This is a genomic window from Metabacillus mesotrionivorans, from assembly GCF_052171315.1.
Lineage (GTDB): Bacteria > Bacillota > Bacilli > Bacillales > Bacillaceae > Bacillus_P.
Genome location: NZ_JBQMFF010000002.1, coordinates 263481 through 285051, shown reverse-complemented (window position 1 = coordinate 285051; position 21571 = coordinate 263481). Strand labels below are relative to the sequence as shown.

Genomic DNA, 21571 nt, shown 5'->3' with positions numbered 1-21571 from the left:
GTATGACTGTAATGTGGTTGAATTTGGGGATTGCCTACCTACTTTCTTTTTTTGGACGTTATTTCGGTAAGCCGGCAATGGTGGACTATACGTACATTAGACCGAACAAAATCTTCGTTGCTCTGGCAGCCATTTCATTAATTGCTGTATCAGGTCTTCAAAATAATATTGGAGACACCTTTTTTTATATGAATTCATTTGAAGAAAATGAATTGTCCTGGAGCACGATTGATTACAGCGGAGATTTTGGGTTTAATATTTATCAGATGTTTTTACAGCAACTTTCATCGGATCCTCAAATTCTTATTTTTACAACTGCACTCATTACGAATATGTTGATTGTGGTTGTTCTACTAAATTACTCGAGAATGATAGAGTTAAGCATATACGTGTATATAGCTTCAGGAATGTTTACAACCTCTATGAACGGCATAAGACAATTCCTTGCAGCTGCAATTGTCTTTACTTCAACGACATACATTTTAAACGGACATTTTAAAAAATTTCTTTGTATCATTCTTTTCGCCTCAACGATCCATAAAAGTGCACTGATCATGGTTCCTATTTACTTCATCGTCAGAAGAGAAGCCTGGACACAGGTGACGTTCATCCTGCTAGGTGCTGCAGTAATGATTGTTGTGGGGTTTAACGAATTTTCAACTCTTCTATTTTCTGCCATCAGCAATACACAATATGCACAATACAGCGAATTTCAAGAAGGCGGTGCTAGCATCATACGTGTATTTGTTAATGCTGTACCTGTAATGATTGCTTTTTTAGGCAGAGAAAAATTGCGGAAAATTTGGCCGCACAGCGACATTATCGTCAATTTATCAATTATCAGCGTTCTTTTTATGATTATCGCTACGCAAAACTGGATATTCGCAAGGTTTAATATATACTTTGGTCTTTATAATTTAATTTTGCTGTCTTGGCTCGTGAAATTGTTTAAAAGAAATTACGAAAGAGTTATCTATTATGGAATCCTCATATGCTATTTTCTGTACTTCTATTACGAGCATGTCATAGGGCTTGGTTTAAATTACGGCAGCGATTATTTAAACTTCTAAACTTTGGATTGGCCGCAATGGCAGAGAGGAGTATGGAGATGATTAACGGTGCAGCAGGACAAACGGTGCTTATTCCTAAGCTGATCCACTATTGCTGGTTTGGAAAAAAAGAAAAACCTGGAATTGTAAAAAAATGCATTCAGAGCTGGAAAAATAAATTGATTGGATATGAAATAAGAGAATGGAATGAAGAGACCTTTGACATACAGGCAAACTCGTATGTGAAAGAAGCTTATGAAGCTGGGAAATATGCTTTTGTCAGTGATTATGTGAGAGTATATGCTCTGTATCATCATGGCGGAATTTATTTGGATACAGATGTTGAAGTCATCAAGCCGTTTGATGAAAAGATGCTTTTGCATACATCATTTTGGGGTTTTGAACAGGAAAATTTTATAGCTACTAGTACAATTGGAGCTGTGAGAGGAAACAAATTTATTAAAGAATTTCTAGATTCATATGAAAATAAATTGTTTCTAAAGAAAGACGGGTCTTATGACAGTTTAACGAACGTAGCAGCAGTCACTAAGTTATTGGAAAGCAAAAGCCTCCTGCTGAACGGTGAATTTCAGATGATTGAGGATATTGGTGCTTTTTATCCGCAGACTTATTTTTCACCATATGATTATATTAACAGCAGAAAATTCATCACAGGGAACACGTATACCATCCATTATTTTTATAAGAGCTGGCTTCCTTTCAGAGCGCGAATGAAAAGTTATATAAAGGAATGTGCATCTAAACTGATCGGTGGAAATACTATCGCCAGAATAAGAGACGTCATGAAATGAAAGGGGGATTTGCATGGAAAGTGTCCTGATAGCGAATTACGATATGGAAATTGGTGGCGTAGAAAGAAGTTTAATTAATTTACTGAATCATTTTGATTATACAAAGTTTAATGTTGACCTAATGCTATACAGCCACACAGGCGATTTACTGGACTCACTGCCTGATAAAGTAAACTTACTAAGTGAAATGCCTGATTATACTTCTTTTCGAAAACCAATCAAGAAGTTAGTGAATGAAAGAAAATATCTTCTGGCTGCCGGCAGGGTGAGGGCAAAATTAATTGCCGATTACAAACGCAGGTCTAAAAAAATGAGTGAATCAGGCTATATTCAAATGCAGCTTATGTGGAAATATTCATTAAAACACCTTCCAAAACTAGAAAAATACTATGATACAGCCATCAGTTATTTATGGCCGCATAATTTCGTGGCATTTAAAGTAAATGCCCGTAAAAAAGTAGCTTGGATCCATACAGATTATTCTAAGATTGACACAGATATTGAAGAAGATTTAAATGTGTGGAAAGAATTTGATCACCTTGTGGCTGTTTCTGATGAATGTAAAAATGCCTTCTTATCTAAATATCCTCAGTTATCTCTAAGAGTCATGGTTGTCGAAAATACAAATTCTCCTGATTTTATCAAACAAATGTCCAAAGAAGAAGTAATAAATCCGCTGCTGACCGATCCACGCTTTAAAATTATTACGGTTGCCAGACTCTCATATGCCAAAGGCATCGACTTGGCTGTTGAAACGTTAAAAGTTCTAAGGGAGAAGGGAAATCGGAATATTTCCTGGTATATTGTCGGTTATGGAGGCGAGGAAAAAAAACTGAAGAAGCTGATTCAGTCGTACGATTTAGAGGACTCATTTATTTTGCTCGGAAAGAAATATAATCCATATCCCTACATTCAGGCAGCTGATTTATATGTTCAGCCCTCTCGCTATGAAGGAAAGGCGGTGACAGTGCTTGAGGCTCAAATCTTATCAAAGCCTGTGATGATTTCTAATTATCCTACTGCAGCGGCTCAGTTGTCAGATGGAGAAGATGGATATATTACGGAAGCCTCCATTAAAGGATTGGTTAAAGGCATTGAGAGACTAATAGATGATCAGCCTTTAAGAGAACGCCTGTCAGCCAACTGCATCGCTAGGGACTACAGTAAAAAGGAAGAATTAGAAAAGCTTTACGAAATTATGTCCCAATAATTAGTTGAGGAGTATGAAATGATCTCAATAATCATGCCCGTATACAATGTTGAATCGTATCTTGACACATGTCTGCAAAGCATATTCAGCCAGTCTTACAGAAATATTGAAGTGATCGTTGTGAACGACGGATCAACCGATCAATCCCTGAAAATACTCAATGAATACAAATCTGCCCATACTAACTTGATCCTAATCAATCAGAACAATCAGGGGATATCTGTAGCGAGAAATGCAGCTCTTGAAGTTGCAAAGGGCGACTACATTTTGTTTATAGATTCAGATGATTTTCTTGAAAAAGATATGCTTGAATTAATGTTAAAGAAAATAACCGAAGACGAGAGCGATATGGTGATTTGCGGTCACAGTGAAGTAAACACTGCACATCCCCAAAAGATAAATAACGTATCTTTAAAGGTAAAACCTGAAAAGATATATTCGGGAATGGAAGTAGCGGATTTGATCATAAATTGCCAATTGATGGGTGTAGTTTGGAATAAACTAATTAAAAAGTCCGTCATTGATCAGCATAAACTGTACTTTGAACCGAATAGGTATACTCAGGATTGGTTCCCGATCTTCAGACTGATTACAAAATGCGCCGCAATCTCTTTTGTCAATAAACCTCTGTATAACTATTTAATTAGAAATGGCTCCATCACGTCGAAGAAAGGTTGGAAACGTCTCGAAGATTACTCCTTTGCAGTCCTTGCAATTTTAAACTATATTGATCGCAAACAGCTGCCTCTAAGCAATAGGAGCCTGAATACGTTCAAAGTCATTACATTGGAAAAAATCATAAAAATGTATTTCAATGCACATTTAACAAAAGAAAAGCATATTTACAGAGAATTTGCAGCGAGCAGATATTCTTTTATCCATGCCACATTAGTAAGTATTATTTATAGCAATAGAATGGATGTTAGAAGCAAACTCAATCTATTGCTGTGGAAAACAAAATTATTTCACCACATCCATTTTTAGGAACAAATAAGAGGAAAGCAACACAAGTCACTTATTCTCCATAACGCACCTATAAAAAGATAGATGGAAGGGTAGTTGAATGTCTGCGAATATAAAAAACGTGAAGATTGGAATCATCTCTTCATATGGAATTTTACTCTTAGAATTAGCTGCTGGTATATTATTCACTCCTTATGTTATTACATCATTAGGGCAGTCGGAATATGGAATATATTCATTAATAGGAGCACTTATTGCCAGTATAGCCGTTTTGGATTTTGGTTTTGGGAATGCTGTTACAAGATATGTCTCGCAGTACTTGGCTGAGAAAAAAAAGGAAAAGATTGATCGTTTCATCAGTCTTTCGTTTTATATATATACGGCACTGGCCTTCATTGTCTGTTTAGCAGGAACTGTGATGTATTTCTGGTTTGATGGAATTTTTGGAAACTCACTTTCTGCCGAAGAATTAAATACGGCGAAATTACTGTTGGCAGTTCTGCTGTTTAACATCTTTATTTCCTTCTATATTGGAGCCATCAATGCCTACATACAGGCATTTGAAAGGTTCCCCTTTATTAACTTGATCAGTTTTATCAGAATTATAACCAGATTGATAGTCATTTTTGTATTACTGAACTCGGGGTATAAATCGGTTGCAATAGTCATTGTTGATACGGTATTAAATATATGTACCGGCTTGATCTTTTTCTATTTCTCAAGAAAACACTTGAACCTTAAGATTAAATTATCATCTTTTAATAAAGATCTGGTAAAAGAGGTTTTTAGTTATTCTGTGTTCATTTTCGTAGGGAATCTGGCTGATATGATGATTTGGAGAGTTGGGTTATTGATAATCGGGGCAACTCTTGGCTCAAAAGAGGTGGCTGTCTTTGCAGTTGGCATTACAATCATCAGTTACTTTCAGTATATATCCGGGGTGATAAACAGCAAATTGTTTCCTATGGTTACGAAGATGGTGACAAATGGTGCTGATAATCATGAACTAACACACTTTGCAATTAAGATTGGAAGATTACAATTTTATTTAATGGGAGCCATCCTGTCGTTATATTACGTTTACGGAAAAGACTTTATTTTGCTTTGGGTTGGGCCTGATTACGTGTTGTCATGGAATATTAGCTTTATACTGATGTTTGCAATGATTGTTCAAACTGTTCAGTACAGCTGTGTATTAATACTAAGAGCAAAAAAAGCAGACGGAGTCAGGGCATTTCTTCAACTTGGGATTTTCGGATTGGGAGCTCTGGGAGGCTTTTTCCTGATTCAAGACTATGGTGTAGTCGGAATGGCTTATGGATTAGCTATTGCCATAATCATTCTAAACTGGATGATCGTTAACATGATTTACATTCACGTGTTCAAATTCAAACTCAGGACATATGTTGCGAAGGTTTCACCCATTACGGTTATTCATTTTTTTATGATTACGATTGGCATCGTATTGAAAGATTTTCTTCCGGCCGCCTCATGGTTTACTTTTCTGATGAATGTGACTATTCTTTTATCTTTATACGTTCTGTCTTTTTGGATGTTCGGTCTAAGCAGAAGAGAAAGAAAAAAATGGAAAATGAGGGCAGGGAGTCTTTTCACAGGAAAACGGAAGATTTCAGCCGGAGAAACCGCGTAGTTTGGCAGCCTTTCTTTCACATTTTCCAAAAGGACCGTCTTTTAGCTTCCTGTAACAGACAGTCTATATGAGCTAGATAGAAATAAATGTATGACTAAAGAAAAGAGTGTGATTAAATGAAACGAATGACAGATATCATAGCTGCAAGTTTATTGCTCCTTTTATTATTATTTCCACTTTTGATTATTTCCATCGGCGTCAAATTTGATGTGGGTTCACCTGTCATTTTAAAGCAAAAAAGACCTGGTTATAGAAACAAGCCATTTTCTCTTTTAAAGTTCCGTACCATGACGGAACAGAAAGACGAAAATGGTTTTTTATTATCAGATGAGGAAAGATTAACTTCTTACGGAAGGTTATTGAGGAAATACAGCCTTGATGAATTGCCGCAGCTTTTCAATGTTCTTAAAGGAGAACTGAGTTTGGTCGGTCCAAGACCATTGCTGATGGAATATTTGCCTCTGTATACTGATGAGCAGGCTAAAAGGCATTTAGTCAAACCAGGTATCACTGGATGGGCTCAGGTGAATGGACGAAATGCACTCTCATGGGAGCAGAAATTTGAACTAGATGTTTGGTATGTTGAAAATCAGACATATCTTTTGGATGTGAAAATTATGCTGATGACGCTAAAAAAAGTACTGAAATCAGACGGAATCAATCAGCCTGGCTTTGCAACGGCACAGAAATTCAAGGGTGCCGGCAATGAATAAACCAATGCTTGCAGTAATTGGTGCCGGGGGACACAGCAGGGTAATACGTGACATCATTCAAAAACAGAATACCTATCAGCTTGGCGGTGTTTTAGATGATAAAACGAAAGATAGAAAGGAAATTGATGGGATTTATTACGGGAGAATATCCGATTACACATATCTAACAAAAAAATTTCCTGAAGTCTATTTTTTTGTTGCTGTTGGTGACAACCTCGTGCGGGCAAACATCGTAAATCGTTTAGCCATTGATCATAATCAATATGCAGCACTGATCCATCCGTCTGCATTAATTAGCCCTACTGCAGAGATTGGACCCGGTACTGTTGTGATGCCCGGCAGCATTATCAATGCCAATACGAAAATCGGAAGTCACTGCATTGTAAATTCAGGGTCTATTATTGAGCATGACAACCATATTCAGAACTTCGTTCATGTCTCTCCTAATGCGACTCTGACTGGCGGTGTAACAATTAAAGCAGGTGCTCACATAGGGGCCTCAGCTACAATTATTCCTAATAAGACAGTAGGAGAATGGGCCATAATTGGGGCGGGGGCTGTTGTGATTCATGATATTGAAAAACATACAAAAGCAGCAGGCAATCCGGCTAGATATCTATTGAAAGATAAGAAGGAGAACTGTCATGAAAAAAAGAATATTTTTGTCACCTCCTCACATGAGCGGGAATGAACTAAAATACATTAACGACGCATTTGAAAGCAATTGGCTTGCACCCCTCGGTCCCAATGTGGATTTTTTTGAAAAGGAAATCGCAGATTATTCTGGCTCTAAAGGAGCGGTAGCTTTAAGCTCAGGGACTGCGGCTATTCACCTTGCTCTCAAACTACTCGGAGTTGAAAAAAACGATACTGTCTTCTGCTCCTCACTTACTTTTGTAGCCAGTGCAAATCCTATTTTGTACGAAGGTGCTGAACCAGTGTTTATAGATTCAGAACCTGAAAGCTGGAATATGTCCCCTGAGGCATTAGCACGGGCTTTCCAAGAAGCAGAAAGGACCATGAAGATCCCAAAAGCTGTAATTGTAGTCAATTTATATGGCCAAAGTGCAAAAATGGACGAAATCAGTACGATATGCAAGTATTATGATGTTCCAATAATCGAGGACGCAGCAGAATCCCTCGGTTCAAGTTATAAAGGGAAAAAAAGCGGTACGTTCGGACACTTTGGCATTTTTTCATTTAATGGAAATAAAATCATCAGCACTTCCGGAGGCGGCATGCTTGTCTCCAATCACGTTGAGCAACTTGAAAAAGCCAGGTTTTTTGCCTCTCAGGCCAGAGATGAAGCCCCCTATTATGAACACAGCCACATTGGTTACAATTATCGCATGAGCAATCTTTTAGCCGGAGTGGGGCGTGGTCAGCTTGAAGTATTGGATGATCGAGTCAGGTCGCGAAGAGCAATTTTTTCAGCATACAGAGACCAGCTTCAAGGTCTTCCGGGTATTCAGTTTATGCCAGAATTAGCAGACACTGTCTCAAATAGATGGCTGACAGCGCTGACACTCGACAAACATGAATTCGGCCTGAATTCGTCTGAACTGATTCAGCTTCTTGAGGAGGAAAACATAGAGGCTCGGCACGTATGGAAACCCCTTCATTTGCAGCCGTTGTTTAAAGATGCTCCATTCTATTCCCACCATGAAGACAAAGCTGTATCTGAAGATTTGTTCAAAAGAGGAGTATGTCTTCCATCGGGTTCGAGTATGACACCTGATGAACAGGAAATGATTATCAAGTGCATCAAATCAGCCGTTCGAACAGCTGATTCAATAGCAGGCTGACCAATAACTAGATTTACATCTCTATTGCTGCACCCAATTCTTGCTTGAAAAGGGTTTCTAGTGATGCTTTGGTCTCTCCTGGAATTAGGACCTTTTTATTATAAAAATCCCTCTTTCACCTTGTTTCGTCCAATCAGCTTGAAATATTAAAACATAGCTTATACAAACTACACTATTTTGAAAGGATAGTTTGTATGTATACTATTGAACTTGCCAGGTGGAATATCAGCCAGGGATTGCCTGTTAAGCCATATACAAATGCCGATTATTTGAAAGCAGATGCAAATATACAGGGAATAAACAATGCATTGGCGTTTGCTAAAAACAACGGATACAGCGGTGCGGTTTTACCTAAGGGAAACTACGCTATCTGTTATCCGAGAGCCATTAAAATGATAAGCAATTTCATCTTTGATTTAAATGGATCAACTCTTAAAGTGATTTTTGATTCAGACAGAAAATCACCTTTCGATTCCAGAAAAAGTGCTGATTTTTATAATTTCAAGGGAAACAGCATTGAGTTTGAGAATGTAACAGACGCTCATCTTAAGGGCGGAACAATCATTGGCTGCAGGGAAGACCGCAGTTTTGTTAACCCTGAGGAAAGAAGAATGGAGCATTCGTACGGTGTTGTATTCACTAAAAGTACAAATTATTCTTCGTTAAAGAACTGCACAGTAAGAGATTATATGGGGGACAACGTTACTTTTACGAGTTCATCATTCAGAGAGTTAGCAGGTATTAATTTTGGATTCACGTTAAACAGTCTGGATTATACGACAGGAAAGCCTGTTGCATCAGCTGATTCTTTAACGTCAGCTTTTATTTCCATCCCATCGGATGTATCTTTCAGTTCATTTCTTATTGCAGGGGCTGGTTATACGAGATTGACAGCTCTAGCCAATAAGGAGGCAGACATCTTTTTCTACAGGGCAGACAATTCCTTTATTGGGGTGTTGAAAAGGAGAAAGATTTACCAGGACATCTCGATTCCGTCAGCTGCATCAAAGATGAGATTTGTCTTTTTCAATGAGACAAACACTGCAAAAAACATGCAAATCACGCTGAAATTCGGCTTGATCCCCCATCACAATATAGTTGAACAAAATGAAATTTTCAACGGCCATAGAGGCGGAATTACACTGGGTGGAAGCTATAATGCAATTCAATACAATACGATTCGGGATAATGGAAAGGCGAGCAGCAGCTTCCTGGACGGCAAACCGACCTTTAATGACTCTACCAGATATGGAATCAACCAGGAAGATTCATACGGAGACAGCAATTACATTAGAAATAATTTGATCTATGGCAGTAATAATGGTATTTTGGCAGGCTGTTATACCATTTTTATTGAAAACAACCACATTTACAATATGGATGGAATCGGTATCAATCTGTACAGCTTATCATTTGCAAATATTAAGGGAAACTTTATTTATAATTGCGCCACAAATATAGGGTTGATGTCATCCAATTTCGATCATGCCTTTGTTAATATTCAGGAGAACAGCTTTAAGGGAGGCAACTTTTCTTTTGGCAACAACTCATCCTATCAGCTGAATTTTACAGATAATAATTTGGTAGACGTTCCTTCTATCCACATGGGAACGAGCAGGGTTAACAATACTTTTAAAAACAATCGCATAAAGTATGTAAATATGGCAGGAGCTTTTTCAATTACTGCATACAAACTTGAAGATTGCATTTTTGATTCAGCCATATTGAGAGATTGTACGTCTAAAGTATATGAGTTCATAAACTGTACATTTAATAACTTGAAAATAACGATTCAGACAATAAATGGAACATCTGCAGATGAGGCAGTATATATTCAAGAATCATCCTTTTACAACTGTATATTGATTAATCTGATTTTCGGCACAAAAAATAGACAGCTGAATCTGTACAATTGCACGTTAGCAGATACTGTCATGAAGGCTGGAAATATTAACACTCCAGGGTATAAAGCCGATATCGAATTGGAAAGTTGCGAGATCAGTTCAACATCACTGACTTATTTTTTTGCGACGGACCTCAACCAGCCAAGCGGATCAATAAAAGTGACAAATAGCAAAATTTTAATTAAAAACCCTTCTTTCTCCTATATAATTCATCATGACAAACCGGTTGTTGCTTCAGTGTTCACGCTTTTTGTCAAAAATTCGAGTATAACCTACACAGGCGGAGGAACAAAGACGATAGCCTACTACAATAATGTGAAACCCATGAAAAACATTATCTTTTCAGAGAACAAAGTCTCTAATATTCTTTTTCCTGCTGCAGACCCTGGCATCTTCGTTAGCTATGATATAGAGAATACCTTTAAAACAACAGTAAATCTCACACCAGAAGGAAATCGCTACTCTGCTGCAATAAGCCATAATTTAGGTTCATCAGAGGTATTCATTCAATGTTTAGCTCAGGATAACCAACTTGTTAATCCGGTTATAACAATCGTTTCACCAAATGTGCTGCAAATAAATTATCACATGCAAACACCTTTGTTTGTAACTGTAAAAAAAATCTAATCAGTAACAGCAAACTCACATTAAAAAGGTGAGTTTTTTTCTGTCTGTTTTTTATAAAAACGTTTCCTGTTAATTGAATTAATATTGATATTCAGGTAAGCTGTATGAAAGTGTTCTTTATAAAGAACTTTCTTGATTATCTATCTTCCTGTTTTTTTAGGAGCATAATCTTAAGGAGTGATACGATGAAAATTCTTGTTTCAGGCGGAGCAGGCTATATAGGATCACATACCTGTGCAGAACTGCTGCTTTCAGGTCACGAAATTGTAGTAGTAGATAATTTAAGCAACTCCAATGAGAGCTCATTAGAAAGAGTAAAGGAAATTACCGGAAAAGATTTGATTTTTATTAAAGAAGATATAACAGATGAGATGAAGATGGAAAAAATTTTTCTCGAGCATCATTTTGATGCCGTCATTCACTTTGCAGGCCATAAGGCAGTCGGTGAATCTGTCTCTGTGCCATTAAATTACTATCATAATAATATCTCAGGGTCCTTAACTTTATTTAAATTAATGAAGAAATACGAAATCAAAAAACTCGTATTCAGTTCTTCAGCCACGGTATACGGCTCGCATAATAAGGTTCCGTTGAAGGAGGATATGCCGCTTAGTGCTTCAAATCCTTATGGAAGAACAAAGCTGTTTATTGAAGAAATGCTAAGAGATATTTATTCAGCGGATCCTGAATGGAGCATTGCAATACTTCGCTATTTTAATCCCGTAGGAGCACATCCAAGCGGTTTGTTAGGAGAAAATCCAAAGGGTATTCCCAACAATCTCTTTCCTTATGTAACTCAGGTTGCAGCAGGTAAAAGAACGTGTCTGTCCATTTTTGGAAGTGATTATGACACTAAAGATGGTACGGGAATCAGAGATTATATTCATGTTGCTGACCTTGCTGGAGGACATTTAAAAGCATTGGAAGCTGTTGCTTGTTCTAATGGAATAGAGGCGTTTAATCTTGGTACTGGACAGGGCTACAGTGTCCTTGAAATTGTTCGGATGTTTGAAAAGGTTTCAGGAAAAAAGATACCTTTCCAATTATCGGAACGAAGAAAGGGAGACGCTGCTGTCAGCTATGCCGATTGTTCTAAAGCAAGGATCTTACTTCAATGGAATGCCGAAAAAAGCTTAGAAGATATGTGTAGAGATTCATGGAACTGGCAAATGAACCAGACAGAAACGTATCTGGATAAAGAATTACAAATAATTTGATTAATCCTGTAAAATCTTGTTGCAATTAGATCAATAGTAATGTATCGTTCTTAATATAGAATGATTTTATGTGACTGTTCGCTTAGAAGAGACATATTCGTAGGAGTGACGCCATGAGCGCCATAGTTGGAATAGTGGACCTTCATAACAAGGATGTTCGTTATGAAGAAGCAAAAAAGATGATGAGAGTACTCAGCAAATTTCCTTCTGATGATATAAAACTCTGGCATAAGAATCATGTATTCTTGGGCTGTCATGCACAGTGGATCACACCGGAATCAATTGGAGAGGTTCTTCCGTATTACGATTCCATTTCCAGTTTAGCCATAACGGCCGATGCCATCATTGATAACAGAACAGAATTGATTGAGATGCTATCTGAAGATCGGACTTTTACAGGCGTAGCAGACAGCCAGCTGATCCTGATGGCGTATAGAAAATGGGGAGAAGACGCCCCTAAATACATAATTGGAGACTTCGCGTTCGTCATATGGGATGCTCATAAAAACAAGTTATTCGCTGCACGTGATTTCTCCGGCTCCAGAACATTGTATTACTTCAATAATTCGAGGAAATTTGTATTCAGCACGATTATTGAACCTTTGTTCTCAGCTGGGCAGAAGAAAGAAGTGAACGAGAAGTGGATGGCAGAATTTGTCGCGATACCTGTGACCAGCGACTCAAGCACTGCAGAAGAGACGGTTTACAAGAATGTGTTTCAAGTTCCTCCGGGCCATTCTTTATCTATAAAAAACGGTGTGATGAAGGTGAAGAGGTATCATTGGTTTGACTACTCTCACAAATTACACTTTGCTTCAAATGGTGAATATGAAGAAGCGTTCAGAGACGTGTTCAAGCGGGCGGTAGCAGACAGGACCAGATCAAGAAAGGGTGTAGGGGCACAGCTGAGCGGGGGACTGGACTCAGGAACGGTCGCCAGTTTTGCAGCACGTGCTCTGCTTGAAAAAAAGCAGACCCTGCAGACATTCAGCTATGTGCCTGTTGATGGATTCTCTGACTGGACGCACAGGTACAGAGTTGCCGATGAACGGCCTCATATAAGATCAACCGTCGAATATGTCGGCAATATAAATGATCAATATTTAAGTTTTCCGAAAAGCAATCCTTACTCAGAAATAGATGAATGGCTGGATATTATGGAGATGCCGTACAAATTTTTTGAGAATTCGTTTTGGATAAAAGGAATCTATGAACAGGCAGCTGCTCAAAATATTGGGATCCTGCTGAACGGGCAGAGAGGGAATTGGACAATATCGTTTGGACCTGCCTTGGATCATTATGCAAGACTGTTGAAAAAATGCAGCTTTTTCGTTCTTTATAAAGAAATAAAGCTGTACAGTCAGCATATCGGCGTCGATCAAAAGAGAATAATGAAGTTCGTTAGAAAAAAGGCGTTTCCTTCTGTTTCAAAATGGATTGATCGTGATGCTTCTGAAGGTTTTCCCGTTTGGATTAATCCTCAGTTTGCAGAAAAAAATGATGTTTTCAGCCATTTAAATGAAAGGGGAATCGATGTTACGGGTATCGGCATTACAGATGCCTATCAAATGAAACGGCTTCAATTTGAGCAGTCACATATATGGGCTTTAAATGGCACCATCGGCACGAAATTGTCACTCAGACATGCTCTATGGGAGAGGGACCCCACGAATGATCTTCGGGTTGTTCAGTTCTGTCTTTCTGTTCCTGATGATCAATATGTCCAAAATGGACGGGACAGATCATTGGTGCGCCGTGCAACAAACGGCTGGCTTCCCGATGAGATCAGACTGAATCAAAAATCAAGAGGTGTGCAGGGCGCCGATGGTGTGCACCGTATGAAAGCTGAATGGGAGAGCTTCATTCAAGAAGTAAATCATGCCCTTGATGCACCAAGAATCGTGTCGATGCTAAACCAGCCTTTACTGAAGGACTACCTCAAAAAAATTTCCGGTGAATTTAAGCCGGGCTTAATTTTCGAATTTGAATTCAGGGTCCTTATGAGATGCCTGATTCTCTACCGGTTTCTTACACGATTTGAAGGGAGGTGATTTGTATGAAAACGTGGCAGGCTCCGGCACTTGAAGTGCTAGATGTAAGTCTGACGATGGCAGGACCGGGTTTGAAAACTCCTGATGCTGTTCAGCCAGATCAAGATGAAACAGTTCATTACAGTTAATTCTAATACTTAATAGAAAAGATACCCTTATCCAATCAAAATAGGGGTATCTTTTTAAAAAAGATACCATTTATTTCAATTTTGGGAGTTGTTTGTTTGACTACAATTCAAATAAAAGCCAGCAGGTACAGCGGTTTCGGCTTTATTATCCAGTCTGATATACAGCTGAGGGAGCTCACAGTATTCCCGGATGCTGAACCATCCTTCCACATTCTGATTGAAAAAAGAGACTTGAGCTCTTTATGGCAAGAGCATTCTGTCAACGGACGTTCTTTTGTGATCAATGAGAATTTTGTCCTGTTTCATATCAAAACAGTTGGAATCTTTTTAGTTTCTAAGGGGAACGAGATTTTCTATTCGCCTGAAAAAAATGCAGATGATGATCTGATCAGACTGTATTTGCTCGGTTCGTGCATGGGGGCCATTCTCATGCAAAGAAAGATTCTCCCGCTGCATGGCAGTGCGTTTGCTTTTGGAGGAAAAGCATATGCCATAGTCGGGGATTCCGGTGCGGGAAAATCCACGCTTGCTTCCGCTTTAATAAATAGAGGCTGTTCATTGCTGACAGATGATGTTATTCCTGTAACGTTTCATTCAAACGGAATTCCATACGTGACACCGGCTTATCCCCATCAAAAGCTATGGCTAAGCAGCTTGGATGCTTTTGGCATGAATGCAGAAAAATACAGTAAGATATTCAACAGAGAAACAAAATATTCTGTGCCTGTGGTGGATCATTATGAATCGGCTTCGCTGCCTTTGGCCGGGATATTTGAGTTAACGAAAACAGAATCCGCTGAGATCCGGTTCAGGCCACTGAGTAAATTGCACTGTCTGCAAACTTTATTTAAGCATACGTACCGGAACTTTTATCTTGCCAACATGAATTTAATAGAATGGCATTTTGCCACATCCGCATCTTTAGCAGAAAAGATAATGATGTATCAGCTTGAAAGACCTGAGGCTCCATTTACAGCACTAGAGCTTGCTGATCAAATTTTAGTTGAAATTAAAGGAGGCGTTTCGTTTTGAGTACAGCTGCAATTAACAACACCCAATTTACAGTTAGTCAAACAGAGGGAAACCTAGTAAGCAACATGAACGGCGAGAAAGTCATGCTTAGTGTTAAAAATGGAAAATATTATAATTTAGGGGAGATGGGTGGAATCATATGGGATCTGATTAATAAACCAATCCATTTTTCGAATTTAATCGAACTGCTGACAGCGCAATACCAGGTAGAAAAGGAAGTTTGCGAGGCTCAGGTTTTATCATTTTTAGAGGAATTAAACAAAGAAAATCTGGTGAAGATAAATCTGGATTAAGAGAGGATCAGAAGATAGTTGAGAAAGTTACTGCTTTTTCATAGTATGGACAGAAAAACAAAATTCCTGCTTGTCGAGTCTTTCTATTATTTGGGAATCGGACGCCTGTTGAAGTGCCTTCCGTTTGCAAAGGTGGCTCCATCACTTGGAAATCACATGGAAGAAACCGGCTATGAATCAATTGATTCTCAACAAAAGACAGTCAAGCGCATTTCTCATGCTATTTACTTGATGAGCAACTATACATTTTGGGAAAGCCAGTGTCTTGTTAAAGCCATTGCTGCAATGAAAATGCTGGAGAAGCGAGGGATTGGCAGCACGATGTATCTTGGAACGGGCAGAGATGAAAGCGGCAAGCTTTCAGCACACGCATGGCTGAGAAGCGGTTCATGCATCGTAACTGGTGCAGAAGGAATGGAAACGTTTACTGTAGTGGCTAAATTCGCAAAGCACATGGAGGGATTGAATGATGAAACTGGAATTATCGAAAGTACCGAGAGAGTTAAAAGTCATTCTTGAACTCTTAAAAGATCAGGAGGAGGAGCAATTAGCTGAAAAAAGCATCAACTTGTTTCATAAGCTGGACTGGTCTGTTTTTGTAAATTTATGTGTCCATCATCGAGTATACCCGCTAATCTATCCCCGTCTCAAAGAGCTTCCAAGCACGATAGTACCGGTAGATATTCTTTCATTCTTTGAAAGGAAATTCAAGAACAACACTTTTCATATGCTTTATCTATCTTCGGTAATGGAAGAATTGAGCCGAAATCTGCTGGATGAGAAAATACGTGTTCTTTTCCTGAAGGGACCTGTTATCGCACATGATCTGTATGGTGATCTCTCTATGAGAACATCGAGTGACCTTGATTTTCTTGTACCGTTAGACAAACTGGTCCAGGCAGAAACCGTACTGCAGCGGATGGGCTTTGTAAAGGACGAATACATTAAAACGATTCTGGGTGATTGGAAATGGAGACATCATCATTTCACTTATTTTCATCCCGATAAGAAAATTAAAGCTGAAATTCACTGGCGGCTGCACCCGGGACCAGGGCGGGAACCAGGATTTGAACACCTTTGGATGAATAAAAGAAGAAGTTCATTATCTGAATCTCCGCTGTTCTCTTTAGGAAAAGAAGACTTATTTTCATTCCTTGTCAAACATGGCGGAAGACATGGGTGGTCAAGGCTCCGGTGGCTGACGGATATTCAGCGGATTCTTAAACAGGATGTAAACTGGAAAACGGCGGAAGGCTTACTCCATTCCTTTCATTCTTTAAAAGAAGGGAAGCAGGCAGTATCGTTAGCTGCACATTTACTGGATGCATCCATACCTGCTGGCATTGATGTCAAGGTGGATGCAGGAAGAGAACTTAAGAGCGCACAATCAGCCATTTTTTATCTGGAAAATAAAATTAATCTTCATACCTCTCCATTACCTGAGGAAATCAGTTCTTATCACGCCGCCTATTTGTTTTCACTGATGTGTTTTGAGCAGAAATTCTTGCATCTCGCAAGTTTTTTATTCCCATTTCCAGAAGATGCAGAAACATTGCCCCTGCCTTTAAAATATCATTCCCTTTACTACATTCTGCATCCTTTCCTTTGGACATGGAGGAAAGCGGTCAAAGAAACCGGTTATCTCAAGGGGCAGAAATCATGAATCTTATCTTGTACTTTTTAAAACAAATTCACTCTTTCTCAGGCAGGCGTCTTTATATCAATTTGCTTGCAACCGTGCTGATCAGTTTACTGGACGGAATTGGAGTGTTGCTTTTGATTCCCATGATCAGCTTTACGGGTCTTATTGAGCTAAATCTCAAAAACACGCCATTCACTTCATTTTTTTCGTATTTCAGCAACTTGCCGGAAAACACAGGATTACCACTCGTTCTCTTTCTGTTTGTGACGATTTCTGTGCTGCAGAATCTCCTGCACAGAAAGATTTCCATTGAGAATGTGAAAATTCAGCATGGATTCTTTCGGCATTTAAGACTCAAAACTTACCAGTCTTTGCTTCGGGCAAACTGGAGCTTTTTTCTGAGAAACAGAAAATCAGACTTGATAAACATTCTTACTGCCGAGATCGCCCGCTCTAACGCAGGCACCCACTCGCTGCTGCAATTTTTGGCATCTCTTTTTTTTACTGTGATTCAAATTGGTTTTGCTCTCATCCTTTCCCCAAGCATTACTGTTTTTTTATTAATATGCGGTGCAGCAGTAGTTTTTTTAAACCGGAGATTTTTAAAATCTTCCCTGGCTCTTGGCAGAAAAAATTACACGCTTGGAAAAGAATATTTGGCAGGGATTACAGACCAGATCAACGGGATAAAGGACATAAAAAGCAATACGCTTGAACATGCAAAAATGAATTGGTTCAGCTCAATAACACTTGGTATGAAAAATGAACAAATTGAGTATTCCACACTCAAAGCAACTTCACAGCTTTATTACAAAGCAGCATCTTCCATTTTAATTGCAGTTTTCATTTTTGTTTCAGTTAATCTGTTTCATGCACAGGCAGGACAGCTCATGCTCATTATTGTGATTTTTTCAAGGCTGTGGCCAAGAGTTGCGGGAATCCAAAGTTCACTGGAACAAATTGCAGCAATGCTTCCTGCCTTTCAGGCTGTCAAAAATCTTCAGGATGAGTGTGTGAAAGCGGAAGAACAATCTGATTTAGCAATTGAGCAGAACAATCCTCTGATTCTAAAAAACATAATGGAACTGAAGGATGTATCCTTTCGCTATTCAGGCAGCAGAGAGTACGCATTAAAAAACATCTCAATAACGATTCCCATCAATAAAATGACCGCTGTTGCCGGAAAATCAGGTGCAGGCAAAAGTACGTTAATTGATATTCTAATGGGCTTGAATACTCCTGAACACGGGGAAGTTTTGGTGGACGGAACGAAGCTGACGCCTTCAAATGCTCAAGCTTTGCGCAAGTCTGTAAGTTATGTTCCGCAGGAGCCGTTTTTATTTAATGGCTCCATCCGGGAGAATCTGCAAATGGTGGCAGAACATGCAGGGGACAGCGAGCTTTGGGACGCACTTCGTTTTTCTTCTGCTGCCGACTTTGTCAAAAATCTTCCCCATGGGCTTGATACGAAATTAGGTGACAGAGGAGTCAGGCTTTCTGGGGGAGAGAGACAGAGAATCGTACTGGCAAGAGCGATTTTAAGAAAACCGGCTATTTTAGTTTTAGATGAAGCAACAAGTGCGCTTGATACAGAAAATGAAGCAAGCATTCAGGAAGCCATTGATCGTCTTAAAGGACGAATGACCATTGTGGTGATTGCTCACAGGCTCTCAACAATCAGAAATGCAGATCAAGTGATTGTATTAGAAAATGGGGAGGTTGTTCAGCAGGGTCCATATCAGCAGCTGGCGAATGATAAAAATAAGGTTTTTGGCAATCTTGTTCATCGTCAGCATGAGGCAAGTATTTCAGTCAAATGATTTGTAATTTGAAAGGAGGTGATATGTATGAAAGAGTTATGGAAAATCCCAGCTTTAGAGATACTCGATGTTTCAAATACATTCAAAGGGTGGGAACCGCCTGATAAGGGTGATCCAGATTGCCCCCCTGAATTAGACAGCTGAAATAAGATAGTAAAAGCCCTGATTCTGAGAAGACAAGGGCTTTTTTTGATCGTACATTTATTATTTAGAGGTGATGGTTTGAGACATCCATTCATAGAAAAAGTCTGTAATGAAAAACAGCAGAAAGAGTTTGAGAACACATGGGAAACCCTTTGTTCAAAGATGGGATGGTTTAACGATCCTTATTCTAAACATGGTGTGAGGTATTTAATTGTTCTTGGGGAAAACAATAACCGTGAAATTATTGGAACCATTGAGTTTATCCCTTATCACCCCAATAATCCCCACAGTACGGTAGAAGGAAAGACCGAGATATCCTTTTCACTTCTACCTGAATTTAAAAACAACTACAAGAGAATTTGGGAGATTGATAAACTCTGTATAAAACAAGAGTATCAAAGAAAGGGTTACTTTTATTTGATTTTATATGTTTTTTACTATCATGTCAGGCAGTACAGCCCAAGATATTATATTGCTCTGATTGAAAAGAAGTTTTTTAGGATGCTGAAAATTTCCTTTGGACTTCACGTAGAAAAAGTCGGGGAGGAACTCATTGGTCCGGGAACTTCGCTTGTTCCAGTAACATTTGATATAGAGAGAATTATGAATAATAAAAAGGCGGTTGACAGCCTTTTAGAAAAAGACAAGGTGCCTGTTTATCAACCGCAAACAAGTTTTTTGCAATTACTTAGAATTACTCAAAAAAAGGTAGCTGCATATTTAAGATAAAGGGATTGTATTAGAAGATAATCAATCTCTTTTTCTATTCAATCAGAAATCTCCATTGAACTCCACGTATGAAATTCTACAAAATAATAAAACTCCACAAAAGTTTGACCATTCAATCGAACATCTGCTACATTAGATCATATAATCGAATCTTTGGAGGCATGTTCCTTGAATCGTTACCCGTGCTCTGTGTTTATCATGGATTTAAGAAATTCTTCTTTGGAAGGAAAAGGAAAAGAGCTATCTGCCTATTTGAGTAAAATGACTTCCTGGCTGACGGAGTGGACTGGTAACCAGGCGATTGTAAAGCATCGCAGGGGGGATGAGGTGCTTTTCATATCGGAAGGGTATGCTGCGGCGTTTGTGGCTGCGCATTTTCTTAGCATCAGCTGGAAGCAGGAGGAGCACCCGCCGTATTTTGGCCTGTCGTTCGGCGAGGTCGACAGCAGGCCTGCTGATCTTGATGCAGAAACGTGGATTCATCCCCTGTTGAAACAGGCCAGAGAGGCGAATGATCTGCTTAAGCGAGAAGGTGCTGATAAAGCCCAGTTTGCTTTCCGGTTAAACGGCGACCTTTATGAAACACAGCTGCTCCTTAATTCTCTGATGGAAGTCAGACATACGCTCGTAAAAGACCAGACGGACCTCCAGAAACAAGTGTATGCACTTGTGGAAATTTACCGTCAGCAGCGGAAGGCTGCTTCGATGCTGAGCAAGTCGCCATCGACAATTTCAAGCCATTTTAAGAAGGGGAAAGGGGAGGAGCTGGTAATGATATTCAATACTATTACCGCCGTTCTTGATTCTCTTCAGCAAAAGGGATTCGATGAGCCGTCCAGTAACAAGCTGATTGCATCGATTCGCTCAAGCTTACAGAATTCGTCAGCCGAATGGTTTTCGAAAAGGGAGGGAGATGGGAGCGTATGATTGTACTTAGTCTTATTCTGGCCCATTTAACGGCTGACTTTCTGCTTCAGACTGATGAAATGGTCAGGGAAAAGCGGAAGTATTTAAAAAAGCATTTGCTTCATCATGCGTTTATCCTCCTGCCTGTTCTGCTTTATTTCTGGCTGACCGAATTTGAGATGGTAAATCCGCTGAAAAGTGTTGTTCTGCCATTTGTTTTTATGATCGGAACTCATGGCGTGATAGATTTTCTTAAGCTGAAACTTCTGGATAGGACGACTGACAAGCAAAATATGAAAAACCTTCTCTATTTTCTTGGTGATCAGTTTTTGCATCTTGTTATGATTGTGTTAGCATGCCACTTCTTTTTAAATGTATTGTACAGCGCAGTTGCCCAAAAAGGAATCATGCTTATAACGGAGAAATCTTCACTCAGTGTGACGAATGCCCTTTTATTTATTGCCATTATCCTAATTGTTACTACAAGTGTTAGCGGTCATGTCATCCGAATGGTGCTCGGGACGCTGCCGGCACAGCTCCTGTCGTTTGAAGGGCGCTACGCCTTTAAGAATGAGAGAAAAGAAGATAAGATGAATGCTGCAGGCGGACTGACCGAGGAGTATACGTATTTCACATTCAATAAACATGATTTGTCCAGGGGAAAGCTGATCGGGTATATTGAACGGCTGCTTGTGCTGATTTTGACATTTTACAGTGCATATCCCGCCATTGGTTTCATTGTGACGGCGAAATCTATTGCCCGTTTTAAACAGATGGATGACCGGAACTGGGCGGAGTATTTCCTGCTTGGGACTTTGACTTCGATGTTTCTTGGCATAGCTTTAGGCCTTCTTTTGAGGGAAGTGCTGCTTTAA

General features: G+C 39.2%; 21 protein-coding genes. All 21 read left to right on the top strand.

Annotated features, from left to right (window positions below):
• Positions 1-2 precede the first annotated feature (2 nt).
• The 21 genes from ACTSEZ_RS06305 (at position 3) to ACTSEZ_RS06205 (ending at position 21571) form a co-directional block, all read left to right on the top strand.
• Positions 3-1070 carry an EpsG family protein gene (locus ACTSEZ_RS06305; RefSeq protein ID WP_369733329.1) on the top strand — a complete coding sequence of 356 codons (1068 nt, stop codon included), beginning with the start codon at positions 3-5 and terminating at the stop codon, positions 1068-1070.
• Positions 1071-1108: 38 nt separating this feature from the next.
• Complete coding sequence (locus ACTSEZ_RS06300; RefSeq protein WP_369733328.1) at positions 1109-1861, top strand: glycosyltransferase family 32 protein; 753 nt, start codon at positions 1109-1111, stop codon at positions 1859-1861.
• Positions 1862-1874: 13 nt separating this feature from the next.
• Entirely contained in the window at positions 1875-3071 is a 1197-nt protein-coding gene (locus ACTSEZ_RS06295; protein ID WP_369733327.1) for a glycosyltransferase, read from the top strand.
• An 18-nt stretch (positions 3072-3089) separates the two neighbouring features.
• Positions 3090-4055, top strand: a complete 966-nt coding sequence (locus tag ACTSEZ_RS06290) for a glycosyltransferase family 2 protein (protein WP_369733326.1) — start codon at positions 3090-3092, stop codon at positions 4053-4055.
• 79 nt (positions 4056-4134) lie between these two features.
• Positions 4135-5685, top strand: coding sequence for a lipopolysaccharide biosynthesis protein (locus tag ACTSEZ_RS06285; RefSeq protein ID WP_369733325.1), 1551 nt, complete (start codon positions 4135-4137; stop codon positions 5683-5685).
• A 116-nt stretch (positions 5686-5801) separates the two neighbouring features.
• The gene (locus ACTSEZ_RS06280; RefSeq protein WP_369733324.1) at positions 5802-6398 is read left to right on the top strand and encodes a sugar transferase; all 597 of its coding nucleotides are present in this window, start codon (positions 5802-5804) and stop codon (positions 6396-6398) included.
• Positions 6391-7089: an acetyltransferase gene (locus tag ACTSEZ_RS06275; RefSeq protein ID WP_369733323.1), complete on the top strand. Its 699-nt coding sequence runs from the start codon at positions 6391-6393 to the stop codon at positions 7087-7089. The genes ACTSEZ_RS06280 and ACTSEZ_RS06275 overlap by 8 nt, the downstream gene beginning before the upstream one ends.
• A complete protein-coding gene (locus ACTSEZ_RS06270) occupies positions 7043-8203 on the top strand; it encodes an aminotransferase class I/II-fold pyridoxal phosphate-dependent enzyme (RefSeq protein ID WP_369733322.1) in 1161 nt (386 codons plus the stop codon). Before ACTSEZ_RS06275 ends, ACTSEZ_RS06270 begins: the two co-directional genes overlap by 47 nt.
• A 194-nt stretch (positions 8204-8397) precedes the next feature.
• Positions 8398-10734: a right-handed parallel beta-helix repeat-containing protein gene (locus ACTSEZ_RS06265; protein ID WP_369733321.1), complete on the top strand. Its 2337-nt coding sequence runs from the start codon at positions 8398-8400 to the stop codon at positions 10732-10734.
• Between the two features lie 185 nt (positions 10735-10919).
• Positions 10920-11951, top strand: a complete 1032-nt coding sequence (galE, locus tag ACTSEZ_RS06260; protein ID WP_369733320.1) for a UDP-glucose 4-epimerase GalE — start codon at positions 10920-10922, stop codon at positions 11949-11951.
• A 113-nt stretch (positions 11952-12064) separates the two neighbouring features.
• A complete protein-coding gene (locus ACTSEZ_RS06255) occupies positions 12065-14002 on the top strand; it encodes an asparagine synthase-related protein (RefSeq protein WP_369733319.1) in 1938 nt (645 codons plus the stop codon).
• Positions 14003-14007: 5 nt separating this feature from the next.
• The gene (locus ACTSEZ_RS06250) at positions 14008-14130 is read left to right on the top strand and encodes a paeninodin family lasso peptide (RefSeq protein WP_369733318.1); all 123 of its coding nucleotides are present in this window, start codon (positions 14008-14010) and stop codon (positions 14128-14130) included.
• Between the two features lie 96 nt (positions 14131-14226).
• Positions 14227-15162, top strand: a complete 936-nt coding sequence (locus tag ACTSEZ_RS06245) for an aldolase (RefSeq protein WP_369733317.1) — start codon at positions 14227-14229, stop codon at positions 15160-15162.
• The gene (locus ACTSEZ_RS06240; protein ID WP_369733316.1) at positions 15159-15455 is read left to right on the top strand and encodes a lasso peptide biosynthesis PqqD family chaperone; all 297 of its coding nucleotides are present in this window, start codon (positions 15159-15161) and stop codon (positions 15453-15455) included. Before ACTSEZ_RS06245 ends, ACTSEZ_RS06240 begins: the two co-directional genes overlap by 4 nt.
• Positions 15456-15500: 45 nt before the next feature.
• Positions 15501-15974, top strand: coding sequence for a lasso peptide biosynthesis B2 protein (locus tag ACTSEZ_RS06235; protein WP_369734062.1), 474 nt, complete (start codon positions 15501-15503; stop codon positions 15972-15974).
• Positions 15922-17118, top strand: a complete 1197-nt coding sequence (locus ACTSEZ_RS06230) for a nucleotidyltransferase domain-containing protein (protein WP_369733315.1) — start codon at positions 15922-15924, stop codon at positions 17116-17118. Before ACTSEZ_RS06235 ends, ACTSEZ_RS06230 begins: the two co-directional genes overlap by 53 nt.
• The gene (locus tag ACTSEZ_RS06225; RefSeq protein ID WP_369733314.1) at positions 17115-18917 is read left to right on the top strand and encodes an ABC transporter ATP-binding protein; all 1803 of its coding nucleotides are present in this window, start codon (positions 17115-17117) and stop codon (positions 18915-18917) included. Before ACTSEZ_RS06230 ends, ACTSEZ_RS06225 begins: the two co-directional genes overlap by 4 nt.
• 27 nt (positions 18918-18944) lie before the next feature.
• Positions 18945-19061 (top strand): paeninodin family lasso peptide, encoded by a 117-nt coding sequence (locus tag ACTSEZ_RS06220; protein ID WP_369733313.1) that lies wholly within the window; start codon positions 18945-18947, stop codon positions 19059-19061.
• Positions 19062-19139: 78 nt separating this feature from the next.
• Positions 19140-19790 carry a hypothetical protein gene (locus ACTSEZ_RS06215; protein WP_369733312.1) on the top strand — a complete coding sequence of 217 codons (651 nt, stop codon included), beginning with the start codon at positions 19140-19142 and terminating at the stop codon, positions 19788-19790.
• A gap of 168 nt (positions 19791-19958) precedes the next feature.
• Positions 19959-20717 carry a hypothetical protein gene (locus ACTSEZ_RS06210; RefSeq protein ID WP_369733311.1) on the top strand — a complete coding sequence of 253 codons (759 nt, stop codon included), beginning with the start codon at positions 19959-19961 and terminating at the stop codon, positions 20715-20717.
• Positions 20714-21571, top strand: coding sequence for a DUF3307 domain-containing protein (locus ACTSEZ_RS06205; protein WP_369733310.1), 858 nt, complete (start codon positions 20714-20716; stop codon positions 21569-21571). The genes ACTSEZ_RS06210 and ACTSEZ_RS06205 overlap by 4 nt, the downstream gene beginning before the upstream one ends.

Excerpts from the sequence above, each read along its gene's own strand:
- ACTSEZ_RS06270 (WP_369733322.1), top strand. The coding sequence starts at position 7,043 with ATGAAAAAAAGAATATTTTTGTCACCTCCTCACATGAGCGGGAATGAA.
- ACTSEZ_RS06300 (WP_369733328.1), top strand. The coding sequence starts at position 1,109 with ATGATTAACGGTGCAGCAGGACAAACGGTGCTTATTCCTAAGCTGATC.
- ACTSEZ_RS06290 (WP_369733326.1), top strand. The coding sequence starts at position 3,090 with ATGATCTCAATAATCATGCCCGTATACAATGTTGAATCGTATCTTGAC.
- galE (WP_369733320.1), top strand. The coding sequence starts at position 10,920 with ATGAAAATTCTTGTTTCAGGCGGAGCAGGCTATATAGGATCACATACC.
- ACTSEZ_RS06205 (WP_369733310.1), top strand. The coding sequence starts at position 20,714 with ATGATTGTACTTAGTCTTATTCTGGCCCATTTAACGGCTGACTTTCTG.
- ACTSEZ_RS06255 (WP_369733319.1), top strand. The coding sequence starts at position 12,065 with ATGAGCGCCATAGTTGGAATAGTGGACCTTCATAACAAGGATGTTCGT.
- ACTSEZ_RS06285 (WP_369733325.1), top strand. The coding sequence starts at position 4,135 with ATGTCTGCGAATATAAAAAACGTGAAGATTGGAATCATCTCTTCATAT.
- ACTSEZ_RS06295 (WP_369733327.1), top strand. The coding sequence starts at position 1,875 with ATGGAAAGTGTCCTGATAGCGAATTACGATATGGAAATTGGTGGCGTA.
- ACTSEZ_RS06265 (WP_369733321.1), top strand. The coding sequence starts at position 8,398 with ATGTATACTATTGAACTTGCCAGGTGGAATATCAGCCAGGGATTGCCT.
- ACTSEZ_RS06230 (WP_369733315.1), top strand. The coding sequence starts at position 15,922 with ATGATGAAACTGGAATTATCGAAAGTACCGAGAGAGTTAAAAGTCATT.
- ACTSEZ_RS06220 (WP_369733313.1), top strand. The coding sequence starts at position 18,945 with ATGAAAGAGTTATGGAAAATCCCAGCTTTAGAGATACTCGATGTTTCA.
- ACTSEZ_RS06305 (WP_369733329.1), top strand. The coding sequence starts at position 3 with ATGACTGTAATGTGGTTGAATTTGGGGATTGCCTACCTACTTTCTTTT.
- ACTSEZ_RS06235 (WP_369734062.1), top strand. The coding sequence starts at position 15,501 with ATGGACAGAAAAACAAAATTCCTGCTTGTCGAGTCTTTCTATTATTTG.
- ACTSEZ_RS06225 (WP_369733314.1), top strand. The coding sequence starts at position 17,115 with ATGAATCTTATCTTGTACTTTTTAAAACAAATTCACTCTTTCTCAGGC.
- ACTSEZ_RS06250 (WP_369733318.1), top strand. The coding sequence starts at position 14,008 with ATGAAAACGTGGCAGGCTCCGGCACTTGAAGTGCTAGATGTAAGTCTG.
- ACTSEZ_RS06275 (WP_369733323.1), top strand. The coding sequence starts at position 6,391 with ATGAATAAACCAATGCTTGCAGTAATTGGTGCCGGGGGACACAGCAGG.
- ACTSEZ_RS06280 (WP_369733324.1), top strand. The coding sequence starts at position 5,802 with ATGAAACGAATGACAGATATCATAGCTGCAAGTTTATTGCTCCTTTTA.